The organism is Ruminococcus sp. SR1/5 (assembly GCF_000209835.1).
GTDB classification, from domain to species: Bacteria; Bacillota; Clostridia; order Lachnospirales; family Lachnospiraceae; genus Blautia_A; species Blautia_A fusiformis.
Genome location: NC_021014.1, coordinates 612,645 through 627,463, shown reverse-complemented (window position 1 = coordinate 627,463; position 14,819 = coordinate 612,645). Strand labels below are relative to the sequence as shown.

Here is a 14,819-nt window from a genome sequence, read left to right as displayed (position 1 = left end):
AAGACAATGGGTTAGACACCAAAGATCGCCATGAATGTACCGGCAGCAACCGCTGTACCGATAACACCAGCAACGTTCGGTCCCATCGCATGCATCAGCAGGAAGTTTGTAGGATCTGCCTCAGCACCAACCTTCTGGGATACACGGGCTGCCATAGGAACGGCAGAAACACCGGCTGATCCGATCAGAGGATTGATCTTTCCGTGAGTAACCTTGCAGAGAAGCTTACCAAGCATAACACCACCAAAAGTACCGCAGGCAAAGGCAACAAGACCAAGAACTACGATCTTCAGTGTATCTACGTTCAGGAACGCCTCAGCACTTGTGGAAGCACCTACAGATGTTCCGAGAAGGATTACTACGATGTACATAAGAGCGTTGGAAGCTGTTTCAGAAAGCTGTTTAACAACTCCGGACTCACGGAACAGGTTTCCGAGCATCAGCATACCAACAAGGGGAGCTGTTGTCGGAAGGATCAGGCAAACAACGATTGTGATAACGATCGGGAAAAGGATCTTCTCAAGTTTTGTAACAGGACGGAGCTGCGCCATTTTGATCTTACGCTCTTTCTCTGTTGTGAATGCCTTCATGATCGGAGGCTGGATGATCGGTACCAGGGACATATAGGAATATGCTGCCACTGCGATCGGTCCCATAAGAGAAGACTGTCCAAGCTTACCTGCAAGGAAAATGGAAGTCGGGCCGTCAGCACCACCAATGATAGAGATCGCTGCTGCTGCTTTACCATTAAATCCAAGGAAAATTGCAAGGAAGTATGCAAGGTAAATACCAAGCTGTGCAGCTGCTCCCATCAGGAAGCTGATCGGGTTTGCGATCAGCGGACCGAAGTCTGTCATCGCACCGACACCCAGGAAGATCAGTGAAGGAAGAATACTCCACTCATCCATTAAGTAAAAATAATGAAGAAGTCCGCCAACGCCATTGGATGAATCCTCAATGCTCAGCATAATGTCCGGATAAATATTTACCAGAAGCATACCAAAAGCGATCGGAACCAACAGCAGCGGCTCAAAACCATGTTTAATGGCAAGATATAAGAACACACATGCCACTGCGATCATCAGGTAGTTTCCCCAGGTAAGGTTGAAAAATGCTGTCTGATGGATCAGGTTTGACAGGGTATTTGTTACATAAGACATTTGTCTACCTCCTGTTTAGTTCATTGTTGCAAGAGTATCTCCATTTTCAACGGCAGCACCCTCTGCAACATCGATGCTGGCGATCGTTCCGTCCTGAGGAGCAACAACCGGGATCTCCATCTTCATGGACTCAACGATCACTACGCTGTCACCGGCTTTTACGCTCTGTCCAACAGATGCAACGATTTTTACAACTTTTCCAGGAACGGCTGCGGAAACTTTAACAGAACCTGCGCCTGCTGCCGGAGCTGCTGCCTTAGGAGCTGCTGCCGGAGCTGCCTTAGGAGCCGGAGCTGCTGCTTTTGGTGCTGCTGCAACTGGAGCTGCTGCGTTTCCGTTCTCTTCTACAGTAACTTCATATGCTGTTCCGTTAACAGTAATTGTATAACTCTTCATTTTAAAATCCTCCTAAATAATGATTATCTTTTTCTGCGGTTGACTTTGCGGATGGAACGTACTACGAATCCGTCTGTGCTTGTTTTGCCTTCAGAAGCAGCGATCGCTGCAGCGATCACGGCAATAAGCTCACCATCATCTGTCACATCCTCAACAGCAGGCTCAGCAACTGGTGCTGCAACCGGAGCCGGTGCTGCGGCTGCCGGAGCCGGTTTGCTCTCTTTTTTCTTTCCTTCCACAAGTCCGGGAATATATTTGAAAAGAGAGATCACGAAGATCAGGAATGCCAAGATCACAAATACAGTTCCGAGACCCATCACTGTATTCAGCGCCGCCTTCTCCATGTTCTGTGCCAGTGTATAATTCACATCAACTGTAAGAGATGTCGGGGTTCCTGATTTATCAAATACATAAGTGAAATTCGCTTTGTTTTTCTCGAAGGATACCGGAACAACAACGGTATACTGATCATCGGAATACTCCACTGTGATATCTTTCTCCTCGATATCACCTTTTTTCTCACCAAGCTCTTCTCTGGAGCCATCCCATGCACTTGCAGCACTCTGTGTGAAAGCATCCTCTGATTCCAGATATCCCTGGATATCATCCTCGGACATTGCGATGATCGCATCCGTCAGGCCCTTGGTTGTTGTGACAAGCTGACTCTTTACAGAATCATCAATCTCATCAGCAGCCCATGCAGTAGCTGTGCATCCGATCAGAAGTGCGGCCACGCAAAGAAGTGCCATGCAGACAGAAGAGATCTTTTTATAAAACTGTCTCATACGCTCACCTCACTTAGACTGTTCCATGCTTTTTGGATGGACGGTCTTCCCTTTTTGTGAACAGCATCTCAAAAGCACCGATTACATATTTTCTTGTATCTTCTGCTTTGATCACAGTATCCACATATCCTCTTGCTGCTGCAGATGCGATACCGTTCTGGAGTTCTTTGTACTCAGCTGCCTTCTCATTCAGTGTAGAAGCGTCAGCTCCCTCATACATGATCTTTGCTGCAAGGGAAGCATCCATCATACCGATCTCAGCTGTATCCCATGCATAAACCATATCTGCTCCGACAGATTTGCTGTTCATGGCAACGTATGCAGTTCCGTATGCTTTACCAATTACAACATTTACCTTCGGTACAGTTGCAGATGCAAAAGCATGTACCATCTCACCAACGGATTTAGCCATCATCTTCTCATTGCAGAGTGTAGCTTTAAATCCTGTTACATTAGTAAGAGTAAGTACCGGAATCTCAAAAGCATCACAGAATTTTACGAAGTCTGCTGCTTTTCTTGCACCTCTTGCAGAAAGAGTTCCGTCGGAAATCTCTGTCTTATTGCCATCAGCATCGTAAGATTCGCTTCTGTTTGCAACAGCGCCAACGGTAGCTCCGTTCAGACGAAGGAAGCCTGTTACGACATCCTGGCCGTAAGCTGCCTTTGTTTCAAAAAACTCACCATTATCAGCGATTCTTGAAAGCGCAATAGCTGTGTCGCCTGTGCAGCCTGCAATATCATCACATACTCTGTTCAGGTCATCTGTGCATTCCTTGAAGCTGTCATTATCTTCATTATTCTCCGGAAGCATGCTGACCAGTGTACGGATCTGTCCAAGGATCTCCTCTTCTGTTCCGATGCCATCAACAAGTCCTGTCTCCTCACTCTGGAACTGTGCGGAAGCTGAATCGCATTTTTCCACTCTGTTTCCTTCCAGTGCATTTGGAGTGTTTACAAACAGTCTGCCCTTCTTCTCCTCTACAAATGTAAAGTCTGTAAGAGCCGGTACAACTGCCATTCCACCGCCGCATGTTCCGAAAACAGCAGTGATCTGTGGAATAACACCGGATGCCAGTGTCTGTTTCAGATAGATCTCACCAAATGCCTCAAGTGCATCGGTAGCCTCCTGAAGACGAAGTCCCGCACAGTCTACAAGACCGATAACCGGTGCTCCAACTTTCAGAGCGAGATCATAAATTTTGGCGATCTTTTTGGCATGCATCTCACCAACTGTTCCGTTCAGTACAGATGCATCCTGGCTGTATACATACACCAGACTGCCGTCAATCACACCATATCCGGTGATCACACCGTCTGAAGGTGCTTTTTTTCAGTCATGTTGAAATCTGTAGCTCTGGCTGTAACAGCCTGTCCGATCTCAACAAAACTGTTGGCGTCAAGCAGGGAATTAATCCTTGCAGCCGCTACGCTTTGTGTCGCATTACTCATTATACTATGCCCTCCATTTTTTTATTAATATAACCAAAAATTCAGCCGAGTATAATTGTACCTTTTTTTAACCGAAAATTCAATACTTTTCGTCATGAATGTTAAAAAATTAACCCCTGACAGATGCCAGGGGTCGCTAAATTAATGGAAATAATCCTTAAATACTTTATCCACATACCATTTATAGGTAATTTTGTCGATTTTGTCATCGGCGGTTACAAGGCAGGAAAGGAGTTCTTTTCCGTTGAGCTTTGCATGGAGTGTACCGATCTTCTGGTTTTCTGTATTGGTGCCGGGAGCTTATCCGGAAGCTCCGTTTCCCATGTGATCGTTTCTGTTTTTTCAGAAGATATCTTTTCTCACGATCTTTTTCAGAAAGTACTGCGTGTATTTTCAGCATAACCTGTTTGGGAGGATATCCGGAACGATCGGACTTTTGCGGATATGGATCTTCTTTTCCCGGTGCTGCTTCTGTTACCGGGATCTCAGGCAGCTGCGGAAGCTCCGGCAGCATCACATACTGATAATTTTCCCTGCCATAGGAAAGAAGCTTCTTAGTATCGCTCCATTTATAATTTTATTTCCGGGCCATCCGCATCCCAGAAGAGCCACGATAAATAATCGCTCGTCCTGTCGGACTGCGCAGACATAACAATATCCGGCATTTCCTGTAAATCCTGTTTTTCCGGAGATCACTCCTGTTTCCATATCCAGGAAAGCATTGGTATTATGTACCGAATAATGCTTTTTTCCTGAGATATCCGTGAAAGTATAATCTCTAGTCTGGGTAATATGGACAAATGTTGCATTTTTTATTGCATACGCCATGATCAAGGCAAGATCCCGGGCTGTTGTATGATGGATACCGCCTTCATCTTCTCCATCCAGACCATTGGGTGTAACAAAATGTGTGTCCTTACATCCCAGCTCTTTTGCTTTTTCATTCATCTTCTCTGCAAAACCTTCTACGGAGCCACCGATATGTTCCGCGATGGCCACTGCGGAATCATTATGGCTTTTCAGCATCAGTGAATAGAGAAGATCCTCCAGATAAAACTGCTGGCCTTCCCGCATGCCAAGACGTGTCTGTGGCTGAGATGCCGCATTCCCGGAAACCTGTACGTAATCATCTCCCTTTGCCAGCTCCAGAGCAAGAATACAGGTCATTACCTTTGTGGTGCTGGCATTCGGCCGTCCTTTGTATGCTTCTTTTCCGTACAGCACACGGCCGTTCTCCCCATCCATAAGAACTGCAGAAAGTGCATATAGATTTTCGTCATCTGCCGCCTTTACCGGAAAGATCTGACAAATAATAAGGACCGCTGTCACCAGCACGACAGCGGCCATACGCCGTTTGCTCATAATGCATCACCCCGTACACGGTTCATATAACTGTTTACAGTAACTGTTATATTTAATTTTATGCGGGGATAGCATTCAGATATCACTTGTATCTATTGTCTGCCGGGATCGATCATCCGTTAAAGGTCAGATCCCATCTGTCAGAAAGATGTCCTGGCCTGACTGCAAGTGCAGCAAGCTCTTCCAGCATATCCGGCGCCTTGGCAAGTGCCTCTTCCATCAGACTGTCCAGTTTAAGAAGCTCCTCCTTACAGTCGATCTCCGGCTCCGGGCTCATAAAAAATTCGGTAATAAACGCAGATATCTTTTTTCCTGCGGGGGAAAGGGCATGTTCCGAAAGGCGTCTCTTCCTTCCTCCATCATCACATACCAAAATACAGGTGAATATCTTCATCATTTTCAATGACAGATAAATGTTCCAGGTACGGATCGCCGGCAATACCTGGTGGATCGTCCACGCACTGAGAAAACTGGCACGGATCCCATGAGACGGATAAAAACGCAATGGATCTTTGCCGGTTTCATACATCAGCATACGATCAAATTCCTTCTCAAAGAGCGTATGTGAGACTTTCCCCTCGGCAGCTACCTGATTGACGTAAGGATGACAGGTAGAATCCAGGATATAATGACATCCGAACCCCAGCAGGTAAGCCATCAGTGCAGGATTTTTTCCTCCCGGACCTTCGCCATGCCCTTTTCAAAGAATTCTCTTGCTTTCCGTCCATGCATCTGCACTCCGTACTGTGTCACCGGATTTTTGGATATAAAATAATAAAACAGGATATCCGGACCATGCTGTCCGATCCGGTACAAATTTCCGTTGCTTCGGATCAGATGCTGTAATTTTGCGGAAAGTTTCCGGTAAACCCTTTTTCCAAAAAGATCATGTGCGTATGTTGTGGGCATTTTCGTCACTCCTCTTCTGTTTTCTGATCTGTCCGGCAGGTCCCGTAAACCGGCATCTGTCCGTGTTATTTGTTATACGTCCAGCTTCAGCTGGATCTCTTCCTCTGCTTCCGCCTTGAAATCCTCCAGCTGGACCGGATCCATTTCCGGAAGGTCTTCCAGCCCCTGGACACCAAAGCAGCGCAGAAATTCTTCGGTGGTTCCCAGGAGGATCGGGCGACCCGGAGCATCCAGACGTCCAAGTTCTCTCACCAGATCATAATCCATCAGTTTATTGATGGCATGATCACATTTTACCCCTCGAATCTTTTCAATCTCTGCTTTTGTAACGGGCTGTTTGTAGGCAATGATCGAAAGGGTTTCAAGCATAACGTCTGTCAGCGTGGGTTTCTTTGGCTGCGCTGCGATCCGGATAAGAGAATCATAGTATTCTTTTTTTGTACAAAGCTGAAAGGAGTTTTCGAGCTCTATGATCTGGATCCCCCGCTCTTCTTCCTGATAACGGATCATCATATTTCGAATGATATTTTCCGTTGTTGTCGGATCCTGACGGATCGCTCTGGCAATACGGGGTAATTCCACTGCTTCTCCCATTGCAAACAGGATGGCTTCGATTTCTCCTTCAATTCGTTTGATTTCCACTTATTGTCCTCATTCCTACTATATTATTCATCTGCGAACTCTGTCAGATTCTTCCATGTGTCCGGATCCGTGATAACTTCCACATGAATATCATCAAAAAGATCTTCCTGTTCTGCATGAACATGTCCCATTTTCATCAATTCCAGAATTGCCAGAAAGGTCACAATCAGCTGTATTTTGGAATGCTGGTTTTCCATCAGCCTGCGAAAGCTGAATTTCCGGTGAGCTTTTGCATATTCCTTCATTTCCAGCAATTTATCGGAAAGTGATATTTCCTCTTTTTCGATCCTTCCGAATTTACTTCGGATCGGATCGATCTTATTTTCCTGTCTGCGGATCAAAGCCTGATAGATCGCACTCATCCGCTCCAGTGTCAGACCCCGGAGAAGTTCCTGGGGATCAGACGGTGGAGTATACTGCAGCACTTCTTCCGGAAGATCCTGTTTTCGGTAATAAACCCCTGCCGCATCTCCAAGCCTGTCCCGTAATTCATAGGACATATATTTGTACATTTTATATTCCAGCAGCTTCTGTACAAGCTCTGCTCTAGGGTCCTCCTCTTCTCCTTCCTCATTCACTTCTTTCGGAAGAAGCATTTTACATTTGATATCCAGAAGAGTAGCTGCCATGACAAGAAATTCACTCATGATCCCCAGATCTTCTTTTTCCATGGAATGCAGATATTCCATATACTGATCTGTGATCTCCACAATAGGAATATCATAGATATCGATCTTGTTTTTGTCGATCAGGTGAAGCAGAAGATCCAGAGGGCCTTCAAATACATTCAGCTTAACAGATAATGCCATAGGGTTTCCTCATTTCATTTTTTCGGAAGGTTTTATATCGATCACCAGCAGTTCCCTTGGATTATGGATCCGAAGGGGGATGGTATGTTCTCCAAGTCCAGCACTGACGATCATATGCTGATCCCCTTTGTGAAAGTCTCCGCAGCAAAACGGCGGGAGAAACAGATATTGAGGAGATGAAAGGCCGTAATGTTCGCTGAGACGGACAACGCCTCCGTGATAATGTCCGGACAGGATCAGATCCGCGCCCCATTCAAAATAGGTTTTTCCGTATTTCGGATTATGTGCCAGCAGGATCTGCATCCCTTTATCTTCAGGTTTTCCGATCAGTTCTTCCATCACTTCTTTTTTCAGCTTCGGTGATCTCGGCTTGTGATAATATTCGATGGGAAGTTCCAGGCCCCAGAAACAGAAGCGCTCTCCCTTCAGGACCATAGCTTCATGTCCGTTCCTTAAAATATGCACACCAGCTTTTTTCAGTGCCTTTTCATATTTCGCATAATATGGCCGATATTCTTCGGAAAGAAACATTTTATATTCATGATTACCAAGCGCATAATACACGGGAAAATCCCTGGCAAGCTCTGTCAGCAGCTTACATGCAGTTACCAGAGTATCCGTTTCTGTACGTACAGCCATGTCACCGGCAGAAAGTATCACGTCCGGGGCAAGCTTTCGGATCGTCTCTGTCAGCCGTATATTGTCTTTTCCGTAGGATATCCCGTGAAGATCCGCAAGAAGGATCATCCGCACGCCCTGTGGAGCATGGATCTTGTCCATATAGATCTCATATTGTTTGATTCTGAATTTTTTCATATTATTTTCCAAATCCGCAGTTTGGGAAAGTACAAACCGGACAGTTCAGACAAAGTCCGCCTTCTCCCAGCCTGGCGATCTCCTCTGCCTTGATCTCATCATCCGCCATTACTCTGGGCAGGATCAGATCAAATACCGTTCTTTTTGCGTACATGACGCAGCCCGGAAGTCCAAGTACCGGTATGGATCTTCCGTTCCTCTCAAGATATGCCACAAGCAGCATAGCTCCCGGAAGTACAGGTGCTCCATAGGTTACGATCTTTGCTCCGGTATCCCGGATCCCGCCCGGAGTACGATCATCGGGATCCACACTCATTCCGCCGGTACAGATGATCAGATCTGCTCCTGCATCTGCGAAAGAAAGAATTGCCTTTGTGATCTCTTCCTTATCATCTCCCGGCATCACCTGGCCTGTCACTTCTGTCGGAAACCCGGAAAGCTTTTCCCGGAGTACCGGTGTGAAGGTATCCTGGATCAGTCCTTTTTTGATCTCACTTCCGGTTGTGACGATCCCTACTTTTTTCTGCTGGTAAGGGAGAATGTCAAAGATCGGAAGATTTCCTGCTGCCTTCTCTGCTGCATCCATTTTCTCTTTCTCGATCACAAGCGGAATGATCCTGGTTCCTGCAACCTTATCACCTTTTTTACCGGAAAATCGCCATGTCTGGAAGCGATCATCATTTCTCCCAGAGAATTCACAGCCACAAGTGCATCACGACGTATTTTCAGAATACCATCGATCTTTGATACCACCTCGATCTTACCTTCTTTGATCTCAGTTCCATGTACTTTGGAAGAATTTCCGGCACAGATTTTGTAAAGGATCTCTGCAGCTTCATTTTCGTGAAGAATCCCCGGTTTTTTCTCCCACACAAAAAGGTGTTCTTTTCCTACAGAGAGCAGCAGTGGTATATCCTCTTCTTTCACTACATGCCCCTTTTTGAAAAGAACGCCTTTTTTCTCATCTTTTATGATCTGCGTGATATCATGGCACAGAATGTGTCCCACTGCATCTTCTGTTCTGATCTCTTTCATCCCAAATCCCTTCCCTGTTCTGCTATTTCTTCAATCCGTTGTATTATACATCCAGTCTGCCCTTTTTGTCAAAATATGTTGCAGGCATCACAAAAGAAATGCCTGACAGGTTCTTTCCAGCCAGTCATGGTATCCGGCCTTTTTTATTGTTTCCCCGTACAGGATATCCAGACTACCGATCTTTTTCCCATCCTGATAGTATTCCTGTGCCCCTGCTTTCTGCCCTTTTTTCACCGGCGCACTTTGTTCTTTGGGAAGGATCAACTTTTTCTTAACATTGTCAGGTTTCGTTCCATCTGTGCTGATATATCGGAATTTCCCTCTATATACAAGCGGAACCTGCTCTTTGACTCCTTTGCGGAGCTTCAGAGGTTTCAGTGGCTCCAGAGCATCATCCAGATACAATGTGCATTTAGAAAAGCCGTAATTTAAAAGAGCTGCTGCATCCCGGAATCTTGTTTTCGGGTCCGGTGCGGCCATCACTGAGGCGATCAGTGTGATCCCATTTCGTTCTGCCACAGCACTGAGACAGTATTTTGCAATACTGGTGCTGCCTGTTTTAAGTCCCATACACCCCTCATAGCTGCGCAACAGTTTATTTGTGTTGGTCAGTGTAAATTTCGAGGAGCCTTTTCTGGTAACGTGTGTGATATCCTCTATCCAGACAGATGAATATGTAAGAACTTCCGGATATCTGCTGATGAGCTCCCTGCTCATAAGTGCAATGTCATAGGGAGTTGTATAATGCTCCTGTGATTCCGTCAGCCCGCAGCAATCCACAAAATGGGTATTTTTCATTCCAAGATCCTTCGCCCTCTCGTTCATCCTCTCCACAAAGGCTTGTTCTGTTCCCGCAACATGCTCCGCCATAGCTACGCTGGCATCATTTCCGGAAGCGATCACAATACATTTGATCATGGTTTCTGCAGTCTGCTTTTCTCCTTCTTCCAGAAATACCTGAGACCCTCCCATGGATCTGGCATAAGCACTGGTGGTAATGCTATCCTCCAGATGCAGGGTTCCCTCACGGATAGCATCAAAGATCAGAATCAATGTCATGATCTTTGTAATACTGGCCGGGCTTCTTCGGGTGTCAGGATCCCTGGAATAGATCACGGTACCGGTTTCTTTTTCCATAAGGACTGCACCCGGCGCTTCGATCAGCTGCTGTGCTTTTCCACTATCCTCCGTTTCTCCTCTGACACCAACGGGTGTCAGAACCAGGCATAAGACTAAAATACAGATCAAAAGACTTTCCGGAACACTTCTGTTCATAAGCTCACTCCTGCCGCAAACATCTCTGTTCTATTGTAAAAGCTTTCCTGAAAGATTATTCCTGAAATTCTGAAAAAGCATAGATTCCGGTCCGTATTCCTGTATCTTTCACTCTGCATCGCTTTGCTTTTTCAGTTCTTCGTCATACAGCTTAACACCTGTTTCACAATTTCCAGCAGCATATTTTCTTGCATAATTCGCTGCATCGATCGCCTCAGATGCATTGTCACATTCTTTGGTGATCAGATAGATCCCAGTGCGGACACAGAGCTCCATATCCGGATATTTCTCTTTCATCTGCCGTAAGAACTCCTGATTGGTCTTTAAAACAGATGTTTCCGGATCAACATCCATATCACATGGAGTGAAAAGGATAAAATGATCAGAGATCGCCCTGGTAAAATATACATCCATATCTGTTTTTAGAACGCTTATCACATACTCGGAAAACTGCCGCAGGATCTGATCTCCCACACGATATCCGTATTTTGCATTAATACGTTTAAATTTTTCAAAATCGGTATATATCACTGCATGTCCCGGCCCGTAACCTCCGATCAGCATTTTCTCCACATTTTCGCGAAATCTTGAAAAAGAAGACAATCCGGTAAGCTGATCCCGTCCGGATTCTGCAGCAATGCTACGATAAGCACTGTTAAATGCTTGGTTCTTGGCATAATGCGCAGAAATGATCTTGGTCACTTCTCCCAATAGCTTACGATCTTCTCTGGACCAGAGCCTTTTTTCCTGGCAGGTCACGTATGCAATGGCCCCTGTATAGCTTCCCTCACAGTACATGGCAGCACAGACTACGGTTTTTGCTCCGCACTGTAACACATTCTTTCTTCTCTGTTCCGAATATTCAGCCAGATCATTCTCCTGAATCACCACAGTACCATATTCATCATTGTGGCGAAACAATGTGATAAAATCACTTTTTGAGAAATGTATCTCATCTATCAAAAGCCTGTATTCTTCTTCCGAAACCCATTGAAAAACCCTGTTTATTTTCTGCTCTGCCACCTTGGTATGCAGGACTGTGATCCGGTTAAGCCGGAATTTCAGACCGATCACTTTCATCAGAAGTTCAATCGCTGCCTGAAAGCTGCTCATTTTTTCAAATATTTCAAATGCAGTAGAAACAATATCATTATGAAGATATCTGGCATCTATCTCAACACCCTCGTATAATTCCTGCTTTTCCTCTGTCTTATCCTCAAAACGTCTCAGATTATCACAGAAAGCATAGCGGTTTTTTCCATTTTTCTTTGCCTGGTAAAGTGCCCAGTCTGCATTTTCAAAGAGCTGTTGATATGTATATCCGGAAACATTTTCCGGAAGAAAGCAGATCCCCACACTGCAGGTTGCCAGATACGTGGTTCCCGAAAATTTAAGTTTCTGCACTTCCCGTATCAGTTTTCCTGCCTTTTTCATGATCGCTGCATGGCTGATATCCTTCAAAAGGATCACAAATTCATCGCCACCCAGACGCATGATCACATCATTAATGTCGAACAAAGCCACAAACAGCTCCGCAAAACGTTTCAGGACTTCATCACCGAACATATGTCCGTAAGTATCATTTACATTTTTAAAATAATCTACATCAAGCACCATCATCCCACATCCTGCATAGGGATTTCTGGATGCAAGGTATTCATCGATCAGTTCTTTTCCGAAAAAGCGGTTATACACTCCGGTCAGAGGATCTTTCTGGGCACGTTCCTCAAGAAATTCTTCCTGCAGCTTCTCCCTGGTGATATCTCTGGAGCTTCCTATGAAATAATGATATCCGGTATTTTTATCCTGTGCTATAAATCCCCGTACTGTCAGAAGACTCGCATTACCGTCTTTATTGATACACCGCACTTCTATCGTCCCGCCTTCCCGGGATGTCAGAAAATCCGTCAGGTACTTCCAGTCGTCTTTATAAACATTGCTGTATTTCTGTCCACTGGTCTTAAAATCCGTAATATTTTTTACAGGTCTCAGGTATTCATCCAAACGTTCATATATGTCCGTTTCCTGACAGTACTGAAAAAGCTTCAGTGTAGTATTTCGATAAATGCAAGCGTATTTTTCCAATGTATCCCGAATATCAAAAACGGGATTTTTTTCGTCTGTTTTCATCATCGACCTCCCAGAGAGTTCTTGAGTTCACAGTATTTGTAAAAAAGTATACCATATCTTTGGATATATATGTAGTTTTTTATTTCTTTTTACAGTTTGTTTTTTACTATATAAAATACGCTGCGGAGGGCAGGATTACTCCTGCCCTCCTGTCTTTTTTCAGGAAAATGATACGGGTATGGTATTTTTTATGCTGTCATTATGGGAATATCGATCATATCTGGATTTCTCATTTACAAAAGTCAGCGATGCATTTTTGTTTTGCATTGTCAGAGCAGCCGTACCGGAAGCAATCTTCCGGGGATCTGTACCATATGCAGGTGCAGCGCCTTTTATGATGCGGACATTCTCTGTATTTGCCCGTACATCTTTCAGATAGTAGCGCAGTACCGGTTTTTCCCAGACCGTATACTGCCCCAGCGGGATATTCCTGAGAGTGACCGATAATGTTGCATAGCCATTTTTATCGGTTTCATAGCTTCCTCTGGTAAAGGTCACATAATCCTCATATCTGTGAGGATTTCCGGATAGATCCGTACCTTCTGCCACAAAGGAAAAGGTTGGATTTCCATGAGCCCAGGTAATATCCTCCTCTTTGATCTTTTTTATGATGGTGATATTTCCAAGCGGAAGTGTTACCGGAGTATTCTCTGCTTTCAGATCCACAGTATCCGTATCTGTATTTTCTTTTTTCTGGAAGATTACCTCCTTTTCGTATTTGCCAGTATAGTTTTCCGGATTTTTTGTTTCCACTACTTTGAACCTTCCCTGATTGTCATCTGTGAGCACCAGCTCTTCCGTAGAGTACCATCCGGTTTCTATGTCAAACTTCAGGATGCTCTGCCCGCCCAGGTTATTCTGGTAAGTCTGCTTCCCTCTATTCCACTGAAGCACGGTAAATTCCGCATCTTCCAGAACTTCCCCGGTATAGATGTCTGTTTTTCTCAGACGGATCACCCCTTTATATTCCTTTTCCTTTTCATTGACAACTTCAAAGGAAAGGCGTGCATCCTTGTCTGTGATATTCACCTCTTCTTCCCAGCTTCCTGTATATCCGGGCGGAGTCTTTGTTTCCGCGATCTTATATTTTCCCTCATTATCCGAAGTCTTCAAAAGTTCACCACTTACATAAAGTTCACTGGAGATGTCATAATCCAGAAGAGTTCCTTTTTCTTTATAGGCTTTTTTGGCTGCACTGTATTCATAAAGTGTAAATTCCGCACCTTTCAGGATCTCACCGGTTTTCGCATCGATCTTACGAACTTCAATCCTTCGTTTTTCAGTCTGGTAGTTCACTGCTTCAAACAGAAATTCCTGCTTTTCTCCCGGCTTTTCCAGCGTAAAATTCTTCTGCCAGTTTCCGGTGTAATTGGGAGGAGATTTTGTCTCACGCACACGGAATTTTCCCTGATTGTCTTCGGTATAATTAAATTTCCCGGAGTTATAGGTACGCTTCTGTCCATCATAAGTCAGTTTTTTAAGGTTACGTAGGCTTTGCTTTTTTTACTCCACTGATACAGGGTGAATTCAGCTCCTGCCAGTGGATCGCCGGTATTTCCGTCTTTCTTTCTGATGGATACTGTTCCGCTGATATCCATGATATCCGTTACGCTGACGGTTGTCGTCTTTCCGCCGGTTACTGTAACATTTTTGATAGCGGTGTTCAGTTTATAGCCTGCAGCGGCTTTCGTTTCTTTCACATAGTATTTTCCCGGAACCAGTTTTGAAAAAAGGATCTCTCCACTGGCGTTTGTTGTTCCGGTTGAAACCTTCTGATCCTTACTGTACATAGTCCGGTATCCGGAGGTCAGAGCTTCTGCTGCAAACAGTCCGTACTGCGCTCCCTGGATCAGTTTTCCCGTGTTGGGTTCCTTCTTGACCAGCTTTGCATTGCCGTAAACCGAAGGCTTTACTGAAAACGAAAGGCTTCCTCTTGTTCCCTGGTATACGTAAGCACCAAAATCCTGTACTCCATCTTTTCCTGCCTGGGCACTTCCGTCAACCAGGATATAGGAAACCGGCTGAAGCAGCATTTTACAGGAAAACTTCTT

General features: G+C 44.9%; 14 protein-coding genes and 2 pseudogenes. 1 reads left to right on the top strand and 15 read right to left on the bottom strand.

Annotated elements, in window-relative coordinates; all coding sequences use genetic code 11:
- Positions 1–11 precede the first annotated feature (11 nt).
- The 4 genes and pseudogenes from CK1_RS03150 to CK1_RS03135 form a co-directional block, all read right to left on the bottom strand.
- Positions 12–1,160 (bottom strand): sodium ion-translocating decarboxylase subunit beta, encoded by a 1,149-nt coding sequence (locus tag CK1_RS03150; RefSeq protein ID WP_015524871.1) that lies wholly within the window; start codon positions 1,158–1,160, stop codon positions 12–14.
- 15 nt (positions 1,161–1,175) lie between these two features.
- Positions 1,176–1,556, bottom strand: coding sequence for a biotin/lipoyl-containing protein (locus CK1_RS03145; RefSeq protein ID WP_015524870.1), 381 nt, complete (start codon positions 1,554–1,556; stop codon positions 1,176–1,178).
- Between the two features lie 23 nt (positions 1,557–1,579).
- The gene (locus CK1_RS03140) at positions 1,580–2,341 is read right to left on the bottom strand and encodes an OadG family transporter subunit (protein ID WP_015524869.1); all 762 of its coding nucleotides are present in this window, start codon (positions 2,339–2,341) and stop codon (positions 1,580–1,582) included.
- 13 nt (positions 2,342–2,354) lie between these two features.
- Positions 2,355–3,790 (bottom strand): annotated as a pseudogene (locus tag CK1_RS03135) (acyl-CoA carboxylase subunit beta).
- A gap of 144 nt (positions 3,791–3,934) precedes the next feature.
- Between CK1_RS03135 and CK1_RS03130 the strand changes: the two are divergent.
- Positions 3,935–4,192 carry a hypothetical protein gene (locus CK1_RS03130; protein WP_015524867.1) on the top strand — a complete coding sequence of 86 codons (258 nt, stop codon included), beginning with the start codon at positions 3,935–3,937 and terminating at the stop codon, positions 4,190–4,192.
- Between the two features lie 111 nt (positions 4,193–4,303).
- Here CK1_RS03130 and CK1_RS03125 read toward each other — a convergent pair whose 3' ends face one another.
- The 11 genes and pseudogenes from CK1_RS03125 to CK1_RS03075 all read right to left on the bottom strand — a co-directional run bounded on the left by CK1_RS03125 (position 4,304) and on the right by CK1_RS03075 (position 14,801).
- Positions 4,304–5,152 carry a D-alanyl-D-alanine carboxypeptidase family protein gene (locus tag CK1_RS03125; protein WP_353611109.1) on the bottom strand — a complete coding sequence of 283 codons (849 nt, stop codon included), beginning with the start codon at positions 5,150–5,152 and terminating at the stop codon, positions 4,304–4,306.
- 112 nt (positions 5,153–5,264) lie between these two features.
- Complete coding sequence (locus CK1_RS03120) at positions 5,265–5,810, bottom strand: zinc dependent phospholipase C family protein (protein ID WP_015524865.1); 546 nt, start codon at positions 5,808–5,810, stop codon at positions 5,265–5,267.
- The gene (locus CK1_RS03115; RefSeq protein ID WP_015524864.1) at positions 5,810–6,061 is read right to left on the bottom strand and encodes a hypothetical protein; all 252 of its coding nucleotides are present in this window, start codon (positions 6,059–6,061) and stop codon (positions 5,810–5,812) included. Before CK1_RS03115 ends, CK1_RS03120 begins: the two co-directional genes overlap by 1 nt.
- 72 nt (positions 6,062–6,133) lie before the next feature.
- Positions 6,134–6,703: an SMC-Scp complex subunit ScpB gene (gene scpB / locus CK1_RS03110; protein ID WP_022426764.1), complete on the bottom strand. Its 570-nt coding sequence runs from the start codon at positions 6,701–6,703 to the stop codon at positions 6,134–6,136.
- A 23-nt stretch (positions 6,704–6,726) separates the two neighbouring features.
- Positions 6,727–7,512, bottom strand: coding sequence for a segregation and condensation protein A (locus tag CK1_RS03105; protein ID WP_015524863.1), 786 nt, complete (start codon positions 7,510–7,512; stop codon positions 6,727–6,729).
- A 9-nt stretch (positions 7,513–7,521) separates the two neighbouring features.
- The gene (locus CK1_RS03100) at positions 7,522–8,328 is read right to left on the bottom strand and encodes a metallophosphoesterase (RefSeq protein WP_015524862.1); all 807 of its coding nucleotides are present in this window, start codon (positions 8,326–8,328) and stop codon (positions 7,522–7,524) included.
- 1 nt (position 8,329) lies between these two features.
- Positions 8,330–9,363: pseudogene (locus CK1_RS03095) on the bottom strand (molybdopterin-binding protein).
- 87 nt (positions 9,364–9,450) lie between these two features.
- Complete coding sequence (locus CK1_RS03090; protein ID WP_015524860.1) at positions 9,451–10,638, bottom strand: D-alanyl-D-alanine carboxypeptidase family protein; 1,188 nt, start codon at positions 10,636–10,638, stop codon at positions 9,451–9,453.
- 108 nt (positions 10,639–10,746) lie between these two features.
- Complete coding sequence (locus CK1_RS03085) at positions 10,747–12,771, bottom strand: GGDEF domain-containing protein (protein ID WP_306288712.1); 2,025 nt, start codon at positions 12,769–12,771, stop codon at positions 10,747–10,749.
- 156 nt (positions 12,772–12,927) lie between these two features.
- A complete protein-coding gene (locus CK1_RS03080) occupies positions 12,928–14,163 on the bottom strand; it encodes an MSCRAMM family protein (RefSeq protein WP_306288711.1) in 1,236 nt (411 codons plus the stop codon).
- Positions 14,164–14,237: 74 nt separating this feature from the next.
- Positions 14,238–14,801, bottom strand: coding sequence for a prealbumin-like fold domain-containing protein (locus CK1_RS03075; RefSeq protein WP_015524858.1), 564 nt, complete (start codon positions 14,799–14,801; stop codon positions 14,238–14,240).
- Between the last annotated feature and the right edge of the window lie 18 nt (positions 14,802–14,819).